This window comes from Sphingobium sp. MK2 (genome assembly GCF_040170545.1).
Lineage (GTDB): Bacteria > Pseudomonadota > Alphaproteobacteria > Sphingomonadales > Sphingomonadaceae > Sphingobium.
Genome location: NZ_JAZDXA010000021.1, coordinates 1 through 13,350, shown reverse-complemented (window position 1 = coordinate 13,350; position 13,350 = coordinate 1). Strand labels below are relative to the sequence as shown.

12 protein-coding genes are annotated in these 13,350 nt (G+C 64.3%); 7 read left to right on the top strand and 5 right to left on the bottom strand.

The window, feature by feature from the left end:
- Positions 1–46: 46 nt before the first annotated feature.
- On the bottom strand, positions 47–586 hold the full coding sequence (gene ppa, locus V2I08_RS11535; RefSeq protein ID WP_349635235.1) for an inorganic diphosphatase: 540 nt from the start codon (positions 584–586) through the stop codon (positions 47–49).
- Positions 587–623: 37 nt separating this feature from the next.
- Positions 624–2,555: a peptidase M61 gene (locus tag V2I08_RS11530; RefSeq protein ID WP_349635234.1), complete on the bottom strand. Its 1,932-nt coding sequence runs from the start codon at positions 2,553–2,555 to the stop codon at positions 624–626.
- A 143-nt stretch (positions 2,556–2,698) separates the two neighbouring features.
- Between V2I08_RS11530 and hisS the strand changes: the two genes are divergently transcribed.
- The 6 genes from hisS to V2I08_RS11500 all read left to right on the top strand — a co-directional run bounded on the left by hisS (position 2,699) and on the right by V2I08_RS11500 (position 10,352).
- A complete protein-coding gene (gene hisS, locus V2I08_RS11525) occupies positions 2,699–4,006 on the top strand; it encodes a histidine--tRNA ligase (protein WP_349635233.1) in 1,308 nt (435 codons plus the stop codon).
- 133 nt (positions 4,007–4,139) lie between these two features.
- Positions 4,140–5,231 carry a peptide chain release factor 1 gene (gene prfA / locus V2I08_RS11520; RefSeq protein ID WP_349635232.1) on the top strand — a complete coding sequence of 364 codons (1,092 nt, stop codon included), beginning with the start codon at positions 4,140–4,142 and terminating at the stop codon, positions 5,229–5,231.
- A complete protein-coding gene (gene prmC / locus V2I08_RS11515; RefSeq protein ID WP_349635231.1) occupies positions 5,228–6,043 on the top strand; it encodes a peptide chain release factor N(5)-glutamine methyltransferase in 816 nt (271 codons plus the stop codon). Before prfA ends, prmC begins: the two co-directional genes overlap by 4 nt.
- A 299-nt stretch (positions 6,044–6,342) precedes the next feature.
- A complete protein-coding gene (locus tag V2I08_RS11510) occupies positions 6,343–7,293 on the top strand; it encodes a DUF4167 domain-containing protein (protein ID WP_349635230.1) in 951 nt (316 codons plus the stop codon).
- Between the two features lie 118 nt (positions 7,294–7,411).
- Positions 7,412–8,815 (top strand): DUF4139 domain-containing protein, encoded by a 1,404-nt coding sequence (locus tag V2I08_RS11505; RefSeq protein WP_349635229.1) that lies wholly within the window; start codon positions 7,412–7,414, stop codon positions 8,813–8,815.
- 10 nt (positions 8,816–8,825) lie between these two features.
- Positions 8,826–10,352 (top strand): hypothetical protein, encoded by a 1,527-nt coding sequence (locus V2I08_RS11500; RefSeq protein WP_349635228.1) that lies wholly within the window; start codon positions 8,826–8,828, stop codon positions 10,350–10,352.
- Between the two features lie 3 nt (positions 10,353–10,355).
- On the opposite strand, the gene V2I08_RS11495 is transcribed toward V2I08_RS11500, so the two are convergent.
- Positions 10,356–10,733, bottom strand: coding sequence for an acyl-CoA thioesterase (locus tag V2I08_RS11495; protein ID WP_349635227.1), 378 nt, complete (start codon positions 10,731–10,733; stop codon positions 10,356–10,358).
- Positions 10,726–11,025 (bottom strand): hypothetical protein, encoded by a 300-nt coding sequence (locus tag V2I08_RS11490; RefSeq protein ID WP_037479592.1) that lies wholly within the window; start codon positions 11,023–11,025, stop codon positions 10,726–10,728. Before V2I08_RS11490 ends, V2I08_RS11495 begins: the two co-directional genes overlap by 8 nt.
- Positions 11,026–11,098: 73 nt before the next feature.
- Between V2I08_RS11490 and V2I08_RS11485 the strand changes: the two genes are divergently transcribed.
- Positions 11,099–11,527, top strand: a complete 429-nt coding sequence (locus tag V2I08_RS11485) for a CBS domain-containing protein (protein WP_037479586.1) — start codon at positions 11,099–11,101, stop codon at positions 11,525–11,527.
- A 22-nt stretch (positions 11,528–11,549) separates the two neighbouring features.
- On the opposite strand, the gene V2I08_RS11480 is transcribed toward V2I08_RS11485, so the two are convergent.
- Positions 11,550–13,037 (bottom strand): lipopolysaccharide biosynthesis protein, encoded by a 1,488-nt coding sequence (locus V2I08_RS11480; RefSeq protein WP_349635226.1) that lies wholly within the window; start codon positions 13,035–13,037, stop codon positions 11,550–11,552.
- Positions 13,038–13,350 lie beyond the last annotated feature (313 nt).

The following is a 13,350-nucleotide window of genomic DNA, read 5'->3' as shown; positions in this document are numbered from 1 at the left end:
GCAGGTCACCCCGCGCGGCCTCCTAATTCGCTCAAACCTTACAGCCTTACGCTGTCTTCGCCGCCTGATAGCGGGCGATCGCTTCCAGGGTGATCTGCTTGGCGTCTTCCGCCCCGCCCCAGGTGCCGATGCGGACCCACTTGGTCTTTTCCAAGTCCTTATAGTGGGTAAAGAAATGCTCGATCTGCTCCATCACGATGCCGGGCAGGTCGTCCTTCTCGCTGATGTCGGCATAATAAGGGAAGGTCTTGTTGTCGGGGACGCACACCAGCTTTTCGTCGCCGCCAGCTTCGTCTTCCAGGTTCAACACCGCAATCGGGCGCGCACGCACGACCGCACCGGGGACGAAGGGCGAGCGTGCGATGACGAGCGCGTCGAGCGGATCGCCATCGGGCGAGAGCGTGTGCGGCACGAAGCCATAATTGGCGGGGTAGCGCATCGGCGTATGCAAAATGCGGTCCACGAACAGCGCGCCCGACGCCTTGTCGAATTCATATTTCACCGGCTCGCCGCCGACCGGCACTTCGATGATGACGTTCAGGCTGTTTGGCGGATCGTCGCCCACCGGGATCAGTTCGATATTCATGGAAACGCCTTTTGCTACGATGATGCGCTACGGGTGATTATGTTCTCGGCTTGAGCAGTCGGTCGAGACTGCCTTCACCCTCTCCTGTCTTTTCGAGGCGCGGATAGCGCAGCCCGCCCGAATAATCGAGTGACAATGTGCGGTAATATTTATCTTGGCGTAGGATGATCTGGATCGGCTGCTTGGCCTTGATTGCCGCCTTCCACACGTCGCCGGAAAATTCGTCGCCATTGACCGCCAGGATCTTGGCACCGATCACCAGCCCCGCCTTGAACGCCGCGCTGTCCCAGATGACGGCGCTGATCTCGCCGTCATTCTTGACGATCGCGCCCAGGCCAAAGCTCTGGTCGACCATCTTGTTCGCGCCCTCGGCCGCCTTGGTGATGGCGTTCGGCTCATCCCCATAGACCAGATTATAACCGCCCAGGATGAAGCCGCCCTTGGGCGTTTCCTTGGTCGGGCTGTCGACATAGGTGCGGAAGAAACCCGCCCAGTCATAGGGCGCGATGCCGTTGAGCGTGTCGATCACCTCCTGGCGATTATAGACGAGCTGGCCCCAGTCGCCCGGCTTCACGCCGAAGAAAGCCTTGGCGAAATCGTCCAGCCCCTTGGTGCCGCGCGTCGCCTTCGAAATGATCGCATCGGCCTCCAGCCAGATCATCAGGCCTTCGTTGTAATAATCCTCCGACCGCTGCCAGCTGGCCCAGCCCTTGGGCCGCCGCGCGGAGATGATCGGGTCATGGGTGGTGTCTTCCATCGGCCGCCATTGCCGACCGACGGCAGTGTCCAGCTTGGCCGCGATCTGCGCATAGGCGTCGAGCGTTTCCTGCTTGGTGAACATCCCCGACCGGGCACCCAGCACATAGCCCCAGAACTGCGTCTGCCCTTCATAGACCCACAGCAGATTATCCTGCATCGGCGTGCGGAAATCGGGGGTCCACAATAGGTCCGGGCGGCGGAACTTGCCGTCCCAGCTATGGGTGAATTCATGCGGCAACAGGTTGCGGTCCAGCAGCGCCTCGCCCGACTCCCATTTCTTGAAATAGCCCGGCTCGACCTGATTTTCCGAGGAGCGATGATGCTCTAGGCCAATGCCGCCCATCTCGTCGGTCAGCGCCAGCAGGAAATCATAATGGTCGAAATGATAGCTGCCGAACAGCGCGCCCGCCTCATCGACCAGCTTCTTATGCTTGGCCATCTGTTCGGGTTTGTATTCCAGCTCGTCGGCATCGTCGGCGACGATGTTGAGCGTCACATTCTTGCCCAGGTCCACCGCCTTGAAATAGCGGCCCGCAAAGACTGGCGAATCCTGCAACGCTTCATAATCGATCGTCTCATAGGCGATGCTGTCGCCGCTCTTGGTGCCACGCAACGCGGTCGCCGCCTGCCAGCCCGCCGGATAGGTGACGGTCGCCTGCACCGGAATCTGCCGCGTATAATAGCCCGCCGGATAGAGCGAGACGCTTTCCCATTGGATGTTCAGCATCTTGGGCGTGATGACGACGCGGCCCTGATTGGGCTGGGTCGCCGACAGGAACTGGAATTGTGCCACGACTTCGCGCGCGCCCTGCGGCACGTCGATGACGAAGCCGAAGACGTTGAGCGGATCGCGCGTCCACGCCACCGGCTGGCCATTGGCGGTGATGGTCAGCCCCGTCAGCTTCTCGATCTGCCCGCGCGGCGCGTGATTACCCGGCAGCCAGGCAGGCATCAGCAGCGTCATCGGCCCACTGGTCGCCACGGGAATCGTTTCCTTCACGCGGAATATACGCTGGGTCGTGTCGCTGGCATCGACCTCCAACTTGATGGTGCCACCGGGATAGGGCACGTCCTTGGGGGCAGGGGTCGCGTCATTGACGGGCAAGGCGGTCGGCTTGGACCGGATCGCCTCCTGCGCGAAAAGGGGGCTGGCAATCGCGGTCGAAAGGCCCGTTGTCAGGAAAAGGGCGGCAGCAAGGCTGCGGATCATGAACATCTCCGAAAATGCAGTTTGGGCCGGACGGCCCTCATGCCCGCACAATGGCGTCGCTACGCGGGCGCGTCCACCCCTTGATGCAGACGCATAAAAAGCGCGTTTCCTTGGGGGCCAATTGCGGTTAAAGGCCCATCCCCATGGCTAAAATCGAAACGCCGCGTCCGGTACGCGGCACGCAGGACATGCTGGGCGGCACCACGGAAGCGTTCCAGGAACGCTTCGCGCATGTGGTCGCGACCTTCGACCGGGTGCGCAAACTCTACGGCTTTCAACGTGTCGAAGTGCCGGTGTTCGAATCCACTGCCGTCTTCGCCCGGTCGCTCGGCGAAAGCACCGACGTCGTGTCCAAGGAAATGTACACGTTCGAGGATCGCGGCGGGGACAGCATCACCCTGCGCCCCGAATTTACCGCCGGGATCAGCCGCGCCTATATCACCGAGGGCTGGCAGCAATATGCGCCGCTGAAAGTGGCGACCCACGGCCCCCTGTTCCGCTACGAGCGCCCGCAAAAGGGTCGCTTCCGCCAGTTTCACCAGCTCGACGCCGAAATCATTAGCGCGGCCGAGCCGGGCGCGGACGTGGAATTGCTGGTCATGGCCGACCAGTTGCTCAAGGAATTGGGCATTGATGACGGCGTGACGCTGACGCTCAACACGCTGGGCGATGCCGCCAGCCGCGACGCCTGGCGCGCCGCGCTGATCGCGCATTTCGAGGCGCATCGCGGGGAGTTGTCGGAAGACAGCGTCGATCGCCTGCAGCGCAACCCGCTCCGCATCCTCGACAGCAAAGACCCGCGCGACCGCCCGGTCGCCGACAGCGCGCCCGACATCGACGCCTATCTGACCGACGAAGCCCGCAGCTTCTTCGACAAGGTGACCAGCGGCCTGGATGCCGCTGGCGTGGCCTGGGAACGCAACGCGCGCCTCGTGCGCGGCCTGGATTATTACCGCCACACCGCGTTCGAATTCGTCACCGATCGGCTAGGTGCGCAAGGCACGGTGCTGGGCGGCGGGCGCTATGATGGGCTGATCGAAAATCTGGGTGGTCCCGCGACGCCTGCGGTCGGCTGGGCAGCGGGGATCGAGCGGCTGGCGATGCTGGTAGATGCGCCGGAGGTTGAACGGCCGTCGATCGCGATTATTCCAAGATCAGAAAGCTTGGAAGGCCGGGCCATCCGAGCAACAGCACTACTGCGTTCAGCAGGTTACGCTTGCTCCTTAGCCTTCAAAGGTAACCTGAAGCGAAGGGGAGAACTAGCGAACAAGGCAGGCGCTGTAGCCAAGCTGTTCATTGGCGAGCCGGACGGTGTTGGTTCACCGCTCGAATTCAGCTTTTATAACACGACTCTGAATAATCAGGAGCAAGACTCTTTCGTTAGAGATGCGCTGGAGGTTCTCGGCCCAGAGTTTGGTTGGCAGGTGGGTACGCAGGGCTGGTCCCGCTAATGCACATCTCGCCTGAACGCGCACCCCCACCCCCGTTCGCTCTGAGCTTGTCGAAGGGCCATTCTTCTTCTGCCTGCAAGAAAGGACGGGGCTTCGACAAGCTCAGCCCGAACGGGTTTGAGGTGGGGGCCTAATGCACATCTCGCCTGAACGCATCGCGCAGATCGAGGCGCGCCGGGATGAGGTGCAGGCGTCGATGACGCGCGCCGACCTCGCGCCCGATGCGTTCGTGCGCCTGTCGAAGGAATATGCCGAGATCGAGCCGGTCGCTCGCGCCGCGCATGAAGTGCGCCGCCTGCGGCAGGAACTGGCCGCGCTCGACTATATGGCGGGCGGGGTCGATGCCGATGCCGACCCGTTGATGCGCGAAATGGCGCAGGAGGAAATGCAGCTCCTCAAAAGCCAGCTGCCGCAGGCCGAACGCGCGCTGGCGCTGCAACTCCTGCCGCGCGACTCCGCCGACGCGCGCCCCGCCATGCTGGAAATCCGCGCCGGAACCGGCGGCGACGAAGCCGCGCTGTTCGCAGGCGACCTCTTCCGCATGTATCAGCGCTATGCCGATACGCAGGGCTGGAAGATGGAGCAGATGACGGCCAATGCGTCGGAAGCGGGCGGTTTCAAGGAAATCGTCGCCTCCATCACCGGCACTGGCGTCTTCGCCAAGCTCAAGTTCGAAAGCGGCGTCCACCGCGTCCAGCGCGTCCCCGTCACCGAAAGCGGCGGGCGCATCCACACCAGCGCGGCGACCGTCGCCGTCCTCCCCGAACCGGAGGAAGTCGACGTCCAGATCGCCGATGGCGACCTCAAGATCGACATTTACCGCGCCAGCGGAGCAGGCGGCCAGCACGTCAACACCACTGACTCCGCCGTCCGCATCACCCATTTGCCCAGCGGTCTTGTGGTGATCCAGCAGGATGAGCGCTCGCAGCACAAGAATAAGGCCAAGGCGATGCAGGTGTTGCGCGCGCGCCTCTACGAAGCCGAACGCCAACGCACCCAGAGCGAACAGGCCGGCGCGCGCAAGGCGATGGTCGGGTCGGGCGACCGTTCCGAACGCATCCGCACCTATAATTTCCCCCAAGGCCGCGTCACCGATCACCGCATCAACCTGACGCTGCACCGCCTGCCCGAAATCCTCGAAGGGCCGGGCCTCGCCGAAGTCATCGACGCGCTGATCGCCGAAGACGAAGCCGCCCGCATCGCCCAACTGGACGGGGTGGGGTGAGCATCGCCCCTGCGCTGCGCGAGGCTACGGCCCGTTTGCGCGCGACCAGCGACACAGCGCGGCTCGACGCCGAATTGCTGATGGCCCATGCGCTCGGCCTCTCGCGCGCCGACATGCTGCTGCGCCAGCGCGACCTGGCGGTCCCCGCCACTTTCGCCGCATTGCTCGACCGCCGCCTGAACGGCGAACCGATCGCCTATATCAGCGGTACGCGCGATTTCTGGACGATCAGCCTGACCGTCACGCCCGACGTGCTGATCCCGCGCCCGGACAGCGAAACGCTGATCGAAGCGGCAGTCGCGCATTTCGCGCGACATACCCCTGCGTCCGTCCTCGACCTTGGCACTGGCTCCGGGGCCCTCCTCCTCGCAACCCTGCGCGAATGGCCGACCGCGCAAGGGGTGGGGATCGACGCCTCGCCCGGCGCGCTCGCCGTCGCGCAGGGCAATGCCGCGCGGCTGGGCCTGGCGACGCGCGCGCAATTTCGCCTGGGCGATTGGGGGCAGGGGGTGGACGGCCCGTTCGACCTCCTCCTCATCAACCCGCCCTATATCGCCCGCGATGCGGCGCTGGCGGGCGATGTGCTGCGCGAACCGGGCAGCGCGTTGTTTGCGGGCACCGAAGGCCTGGACGATTATCGCCGCATCATCCCCGACCTGCCGCGCCTGATCGCGCCGGGCGGCATGGCCGCGATCGAGATCGGCCACGATCAGCGCGTCGCCGTCACCGCGTTGCTGGAGGGGGTCGGCCTCGCCGTACGGCCCTTGCGCGATCTGGCCGGGCTGGACCGCTGCCTGGTCGCTACGCGATGATTGATGACGATAAAGCCGAATTTGCTTGGTTTATCTTATGAAAGCCATTACATCGGGGTCAGGAACAGCAGGCTCCGGCGACATGATCTTATTAGGTCATTGATGGAAAAGCTGTTTTCTAGCTCCTTAAAGTCATGATGGCGCTGCTGCGCGGCACCTCTGGCATTGGACGGCATAGGCCAGATAATGGCCTATGTCCTGCGGAGCTATATCCGGCCCGATGAGCGGGTCGCGCTAAGGGATGGCGACGGAACAGTGTTTTCAGCCAAGGTTATGACAGCGAACACAAGGATCATATCTTGATCAACAACCGGCAGGCCGGTCGCCGCAATCGCGGCCGGAATAATAACGGACGTCCCAACACCAACAATCGGGGCGGGGGTGGTGACAGCGGCAACCGCATCGACAATCGCGCCCGTGGCAATGCGACCCAGCTTCTTGAAAAATACAAGAATATGGCGCGCGATGCCCAGATGTCGGGTGATCGGGTCAACGCCGAATATTATCTCCAGTTCGCTGATCATTATTTCCGTGTCCTGGCCGACAACCGCGCCCGGCAGGAAGAGCAGCAGCAGGGCCAACCCCAGCGCCAGCGTCACCCTGACCAGAATTTCGACGAGGATGGCGATGATTTCGAGGGCGTCGCCGACGGCGTCGACGAATTCCGCACCGACAATTCGTCCTACGACCGCACGCCGCGCGAACAGCCCGGCTATGATCGCGCCCCGCGCGAACAGAATGACCGTAACGATCGCAATGACCGCAATGACCGTGCCCCGCGTGAGCAGGGCGATCGGCCCCAGCGCGATTATGCCGATCGGGGACAACGCGACCAGGGCGACCGTCCGCAACGCGATCAGGCCGACCGCGCCCCCCGCGAGTTTGGCGACCGCGCCCCGCGCGACCAGCATCGCCGCCAGGACGAACCGCGCGAGGACCGCAATGCCCGTCGCGACCGTCCACGGCGCGATCGCCCCGTCGCTGCCGAATCGCAGGCCCCGGTAGAGCAGGCCGCCCCCGCGCCGCAGCCCGTCGTTGAACAGGCCCCCGCGCCGCAGCCCGAAGCCGAAGCGCCGCGTCCCCGCCGTGGTCGCCCGCGCAAGGTCGTGCCCGAAGCCGAACAGGCAAACGAAAGCCTCGACCTGGCCGTGCTGCCGCCCGCCATCGGTCGCGCCGACAATGACGGTGAAGCCGAAGCGCCCAAGAAGCGCACGCGCCGCACCCGTCCCGCGACGGAAGCGGCCGAATAAAGCCGCACAGAAAAAGGGGATGGCGCAGCCCATGCGCCATCCCCTTTTTCATGCCCGCTTTCCAAGCCCGCTGCGATCCGGCACAAGAGCCCGGCGTTCCGACCGGAGAGATGCCGCCATGCCCCGCTTGTTCCTGCTTGCGCCCCTGCTCGCTCTCCTGCCCGCCGCCGTACTGGCGCAGGACGCGACAGACCCGACCGCTGCCTCGGCGCAAGGCGATGTGGCCGTCACCATCTACAATAATAATCTCGCACTGGTGCAGGATGTGCGCCAGCTTGCCATCCCCGCCGGGGTCAGCCGCATCGAATTTCCCGATGTCTCGGCGCAGATCCGTCCCGAAACCCTGTCCTTTGCCGCCGACGGCGCGTCGATCGTCGAACAGAATTTCGACTTCGATCTTCTGTCCCCCGCCAAGCTGATGGAAAAGGCGATCGGCCGCACCGTCACCATCGTCCGCACCAATCCCGCCACCGGCGCGGAACAGCGCGAACAGGCCAAGGTGCTGAGCGTCCAGGGCGGCGTCGTGCTGCAGATCGGCCAGCGGATCGAAATTTTGCGCGATGATGGCCTGCCGGTGCGCGTCATCTTCGACAAGGTGCCCGCCAATCTGCGTGCCCGTCCGACCCTGTCGGTCACAGTGGACAGCGCCCGCGCGGGCACGCGCGCGGCCTCGCTGCGCTATCTGACGCCGGGTCTTGGCTGGGCGGCGGATTATGTTGCGCTGTTCGATGCCAAGGCCGGGCGGATCGACGTGCAGGGCTGGGTCACGCTCACCAACAATAGCGGCACCAGCTATGACAATGCCCGCACCCTGCTGGTCGCGGGCAGTGTCGGCCAAAGCCAAGGCGGCTATCGCCCGCAACGCTCGACCGCCATTCGCCGCGCCGGAACGGAAACCGCCCCGCGCGAGCAACTGGGCGATTTCTACCTCTACCCCATCGCCGCCCGCACCCGCATCGCCGACCGCCAGACCAAGCAAGTGAGCTTTCTCGACGTGCAGGCCGTGCCCGCCCGCGCGGGCTATGCCTATCGCAACGGCTGGCTCGCCAGCAGCGAAGAGCCGCAAAGCGTCCGCAGCGTCGTGCATTTCTCGACCGCGCGGTCAGGCGGCCTTGGCGACGCGCTGCCCGCCGGCACGGTGCGCTTCTATATGAAGGACGCAGGCGGCGCGCCGCAATTCATCGGCGAGAACCAGGTCGATCATACGCCGATGGGCAGCGACCTGGCGCTCGCCACCGGCGATGCCTTCGACGTGAAGGTCAAGCCTGTCGTGGAACAGCGCGAGCGTGTTTCGAACAGCAAATGGCGCAGCCATATGCGCTACGACCTCAGCAATGCGAAGGATCAGCCGGTCACCGTCGAACTGACCCAATCGGGCCTCGACTTCGCCTTTGACGATACCCGCATCGTCAGCGAAAGCCTGCCGTCCCAGCGGATCGACAGCAATAGCGCGCGCTGGCAGGTGACCGTGCCCGCCAATGGCACCACCAGCCTCACCGCCATTTTCGAAACCCGCTACTGACGGCCCGCGCATGCGCCGTTGGCTGATCCTGCTGCTGCTCGCGATGACGGGCGCGCCCGCGTCTGCGCAGACGCTGATCGTCTCGCCCGGCGCGCAATCCCGCTCGGTCACTGTCTATCGTGATCCCCAACGCGGCGAGGGGAGCATCAATGCCCGCTTCCCCACCGGCTTCGCGCTCGTCACCGAACAGCGTCGCATCACCCTTCCACCCGGCGATGCGACCATCCGCTTCGAGGGCGTGGCCGATGGCATGATCGCCGTCAGCGCGGCGGTGACCGGCCTGCCCGGCGGCGTCATCCAGAAAAATCGCGACGCCCGGCTGCTGTCGCCCGCCAGCCTGACGCTCGGCGCGCTGGGCAAGCCGGTGCGTCTGCGCCGTACCGACCCCGCGACCGGCAAGGTGGTGGAGCAGGACGCCATCATCCGCTCCACGCCCGACCAGGCGCTCGTCATCGAAAGCGCGGATGGGGTGGAGGCGTTGCGCTGTTCGGGCCTGCCCGAAACGCTGATCCATGACAGCGTGCCGTCCGACCTGTCCGTCACCCCCACCTTGTCGATCGACACGCAGAGCGATCGGGCGACGCGGGCCGATGTGACGCTCACCTATCTCACCACCGGATTCGATTGGGCCGCCGACTATGTCGCCCGAATCGCGCCGGACGGGCAAACGCTCGACCTGTTCGCCTGGCTGACGGTCGCCAACGGCAACAGCGTCGCCTTTCCCGACGCGCGGTTGCTGGCGATTGCGGGACGACTCAACCGCACGTCGGATTATGACGCGCTCGGACGCGCGCCGGACGCGCCCCCGCTTTACCTGAGCTGCTGGCCCGAACCGAGTTATGAGGGCGAAGATGACGAGATGGCATATGGCTTGGCTCCCCCGCCACCGCCGCCCCCTCCGCCACCCCCGCCGATGATGGCGGCCCAGGAAATCATGGTGACGGGTCGCCGCGTCGCGACGCAGGAGGAACTGGGCGACCTCAAACTCTATCGCGTCCCCATGACGGTCGATCTCAACCCCAACGGCCAAAAGCAGGTGGCCCTCCTGCATCAGCGCGCCATCGCCTTCACCACCCTCTACACCGCGCGGCTATCGGCGCAGGGCGAGGCCAGTGAGGGCGGCCCGCTCACCCGCACGCTGCGCTTCACCAATCGGCGCGAAAGCGGGGCAGGGGTGCCGCTGCCGTCCGGCGGACTTTCGCTGTTCGCGATGCGCGGGGATGAATCGCTGTTGCTGGCGCAAGCGCGGATGCGCGATCAGGCGATCGGCGACAAGGTGGAGATCGCGGCCGGGCAAAACCCGCACTTGCGCTACGAACGGTCCTTCGATGACAAAACGCAGCGCTATGGTCTTCGGCTGATCAATAGCGGCACCGAACCACTGTTCGCGGAAATCATCATGCAGGATGACGAAGCCAACCGACTCGTCGGATCGCGCCCGCGTCTCGTCCGTCGCGACGGGGCTTGGCTCTGGACGGTTACCGTGCCCGCGCAGGGAACGGCCCATCTCGACTATCGTCTGCGGACGCCCCGCTGACGATCAGATCGCGGGCAAAGGGCGCGGCCGGTGATTCTCGTCCAGCGCGACGAAGGTGAACAGCCCGTTGGTCAGATCGACCTGCTCCTGCTCCGCCCCGCGCGTCGCCACCACATCAATGCGGATAGCGAGCGACGTCCGCCCGCGCCGCTCCTCATGGGCATAGACCGACACGACATCACCCAGCAGAATCGGCGTGATGAACTTCATGCCCTCGATCGCGACCGTGGCCACAGCCCCCTGCGCGATTCGATGCGCGACGATGCCGCCTGCTATATCCATCTGGCTCAGCACCCAGCCGCCGAAAATATGCCCATTGGCATTGATATCGGCGATGCGCGGCATCACACGCAACACCACATCGTCGCGCTTCTCAGTCATCCAGCGGCACCTCGTCCTTCAGCCGGTCCATCACCTGCTCGTCATGGCCGGTGCCATGCGAAAGAAAGGCGAGCGCCATCAGCCCCGTCCCCAGCATGAAGGTCAGCCACACCCCTAATATGGTCGCAATGATCATATGGATCGGCATAGTTTCCGACCGATAATAGAGAAAGAGCAGCGCCAGCGCGGTGCAGGCGGCTCCCCCCAGCGCCATCCACGCCATGATGCGGCGAAACCGTGTCCAGGCCACGGCGGCGATCTGCGGATCATCGAGCGCTTGCTTGCGTGTCATCCCTTTTCTTTGGCCCGCGAAAGTGGGATCATCAAGCGCCTGAACCAAATTATAGGGCAGAAGGAGAGCAGCCATGACGATTGCAGCGATTTTGCGGGGCAAGGGGGGCGATGTCGTCCAGGTGCGGTCCACCGATACGGTGTTGTCCGCTGTCCAATTGCTCGCCGATCGGCGAATCGGCTGCGTCCCCGTGGTCGATGATGGCGAAGTGGTCGGCATCTTTTCCGAACGCGACCTCGTCTATCGCGTGGCGACCGATGGCGCGGCGGCGCTCGACCACCCGGTGGGCGACCTGATGACCTCGCCCGCCATCACCGTGGATGACAAGATGCCGGTCATCCATGGCCTCTCGCTGATGACCAAGCGGCGCATCCGCCATCTGCCGGTCGTGGTCGATGGCCAGTTGGTCGGCCTGATTTCGATCGGCGATCTGGTGAAATTCCGCATCGACAGCATCGAATCGGAAGCCAGCGCGCTCCGCGACTATATCCAGACCGCGTAAACAGGCGGCTCGCGCCCTTGGTTCAGGCCGGTGCCTGGGCCGGGGGTGCGCGCCGCACCACCAGCGCGACCAGTTCCATCACCGTGGCGCGCGAACACAGCATCAATGCCGCGAGGAAGGCGACGCCGCCCGTCGGCACCAATATCGCGAGCCGGATCGGTGCGGCCAGCGCCGGCAGCAGAAAATCAACCGCCATCACGACACCCGCCATCAACACCGAACAGCCCAGCGCCGGTGCCGCCGCGCGGACCAGATCGGTGAGGCGCAACCCCATCGGCGCGCCCGCCAACCGCGCGGTGATCGCGGTCAGAATCGGAAAGGCACCCAGCCACGCCCAGGCGAGGCCAATCGCGCCGAATTTGATGCCGATCAGAAAAGACACCGGCATCAGCACCGCACCGACCGCCGCGACTCGCGCCGTGGTGCCGGGTCGGCCCAGCGCATTGCTCACCGGCGCGAACATCACCTGCACCGTCATGAACGGCATGGCGAGCGCGAGAATCGCCACGAAGGGCGCCATCTCCAGCCATTTCGCGCCGAACAGTGTCTCGACCAACGGCTCGGCCGTCACCGCCATCCCCAGATAGACCGGGCAGGAAATCAGCAACAGCAACCGCACTGCCTTGCAGAAGGACCAGGCGACGCGCGACGGGTCTTTCTGCATACGCGCGTAAGCAGGGAAGGCGACATCGTTGAGTGGCGGGATGAATTTGCTGACGAATATCTGCGTCAGGAACAGGGCTTCGGCATAGAGCCCAAGCTGATGCGGCTCCAGCACCCGCCCGCCAATGAAGATATCCGCCTGACTCTGCGCGATCCAGAAAAGCTGGCCACCCAGCAATGACGCGCCATAAGTCACCATCGCCCCGGTCCCGCGAAAATCGAAACTGGGAATCGGCCGGAAACCCGTCGCCACTATATAGCCCAGCCCCTTGATCCAGAATCCCGCGATCGGCGCGAACACCAGCGTCCACACGCCCCAATCGGACAGCGCCCCATAGAGCGCAACGGCCGCCGAGGCGAAGGCCGCGATCAGGTTGACCAAGGCAGGCCGCTTGAAATCCAGCGCCCGTCCCATGATCGCTTCGGGAATCGAGATGAAGGGCGTCGAGAGATAGAGCAGCGCCTGCACCCGCAGCAGGTCCGCGACCATCGGCTGGTCATAATAGTCCGCCGCGATCGGCGCGATCGCCAGTTGCAACGCGGCCAGTGCGCCATTGAGCAACAGCATGATGCCAAATGCCTGCCGCAGCCGATGCGGCGTCACCGAATCGGACTGGACCAGCGCACTCACCAGCCCATAGCCATTCAAGAAGGTCGCGAAGTTCAGGATCACCTGCGTCATGGCGAACAGGCCATAGTCCGCCGGATCGAGCAGGCGTATGACTGCCAGGGTCACGACCCAGCTCATCATCTGCGAGACGATCTGGCTGCCGGAGCGCCAGAAGATCGCGCTTCTTATGCGCGCGCCGAACCCCGCGTCATTCGCGTCGGCATCCTGCAAACTCATTCTCTCTGTCACCCTTGACCATGGCCGCCGTCGAACCGGGTCTAGCCTGTAACCTGCAAAAATTTCTGAAACAAAAATGCAAAAAGCATTTGACGGGTCAGGCCTCCCCCCTTAGAGGCGAGTTCACCGGACGGGGCGCTGCTGTATGGAAGCGCTCTGGAAGGTTGCCACTATGGCGGGACGCTGGTTCACCTGGACCGTAAGGATCAGGTGGGGTTGGCTGTCCGGTTTTTAGTTTGGTTTAGGTTCTTTGACATTGTTGGTTTAGATGAAGGGACATGTGGGCGGCGGCTCCGGTCTGTGGCGGCTTTCA

Bases quoted from the DNA above. Each gene is read 5' to 3' on its own strand.
- ppa (WP_349635235.1), bottom strand. From the start codon at position 586: ATGAATATCGAACTGATCCCGGTGGGCGACGATCCGCCAAACAGCCTG.
- V2I08_RS11530 (WP_349635234.1), bottom strand. From the start codon at position 2,555: ATGATCCGCAGCCTTGCTGCCGCCCTTTTCCTGACAACGGGCCTTTCG.
- hisS (WP_349635233.1), top strand. From the start codon at position 2,699: ATGGCTAAAATCGAAACGCCGCGTCCGGTACGCGGCACGCAGGACATG.
- prfA (WP_349635232.1), top strand. From the start codon at position 4,140: ATGCACATCTCGCCTGAACGCATCGCGCAGATCGAGGCGCGCCGGGAT.
- V2I08_RS11505 (WP_349635229.1), top strand. From the start codon at position 7,412: ATGCCCCGCTTGTTCCTGCTTGCGCCCCTGCTCGCTCTCCTGCCCGCC.
- V2I08_RS11500 (WP_349635228.1), top strand. From the start codon at position 8,826: ATGCGCCGTTGGCTGATCCTGCTGCTGCTCGCGATGACGGGCGCGCCC.
- V2I08_RS11495 (WP_349635227.1), bottom strand. From the start codon at position 10,733: ATGACTGAGAAGCGCGACGATGTGGTGTTGCGTGTGATGCCGCGCATC.
- V2I08_RS11490 (WP_037479592.1), bottom strand. From the start codon at position 11,025: ATGACACGCAAGCAAGCGCTCGATGATCCGCAGATCGCCGCCGTGGCC.
- V2I08_RS11485 (WP_037479586.1), top strand. From the start codon at position 11,099: ATGACGATTGCAGCGATTTTGCGGGGCAAGGGGGGCGATGTCGTCCAG.
- V2I08_RS11480 (WP_349635226.1), bottom strand. From the start codon at position 13,037: ATGAGTTTGCAGGATGCCGACGCGAATGACGCGGGGTTCGGCGCGCGC.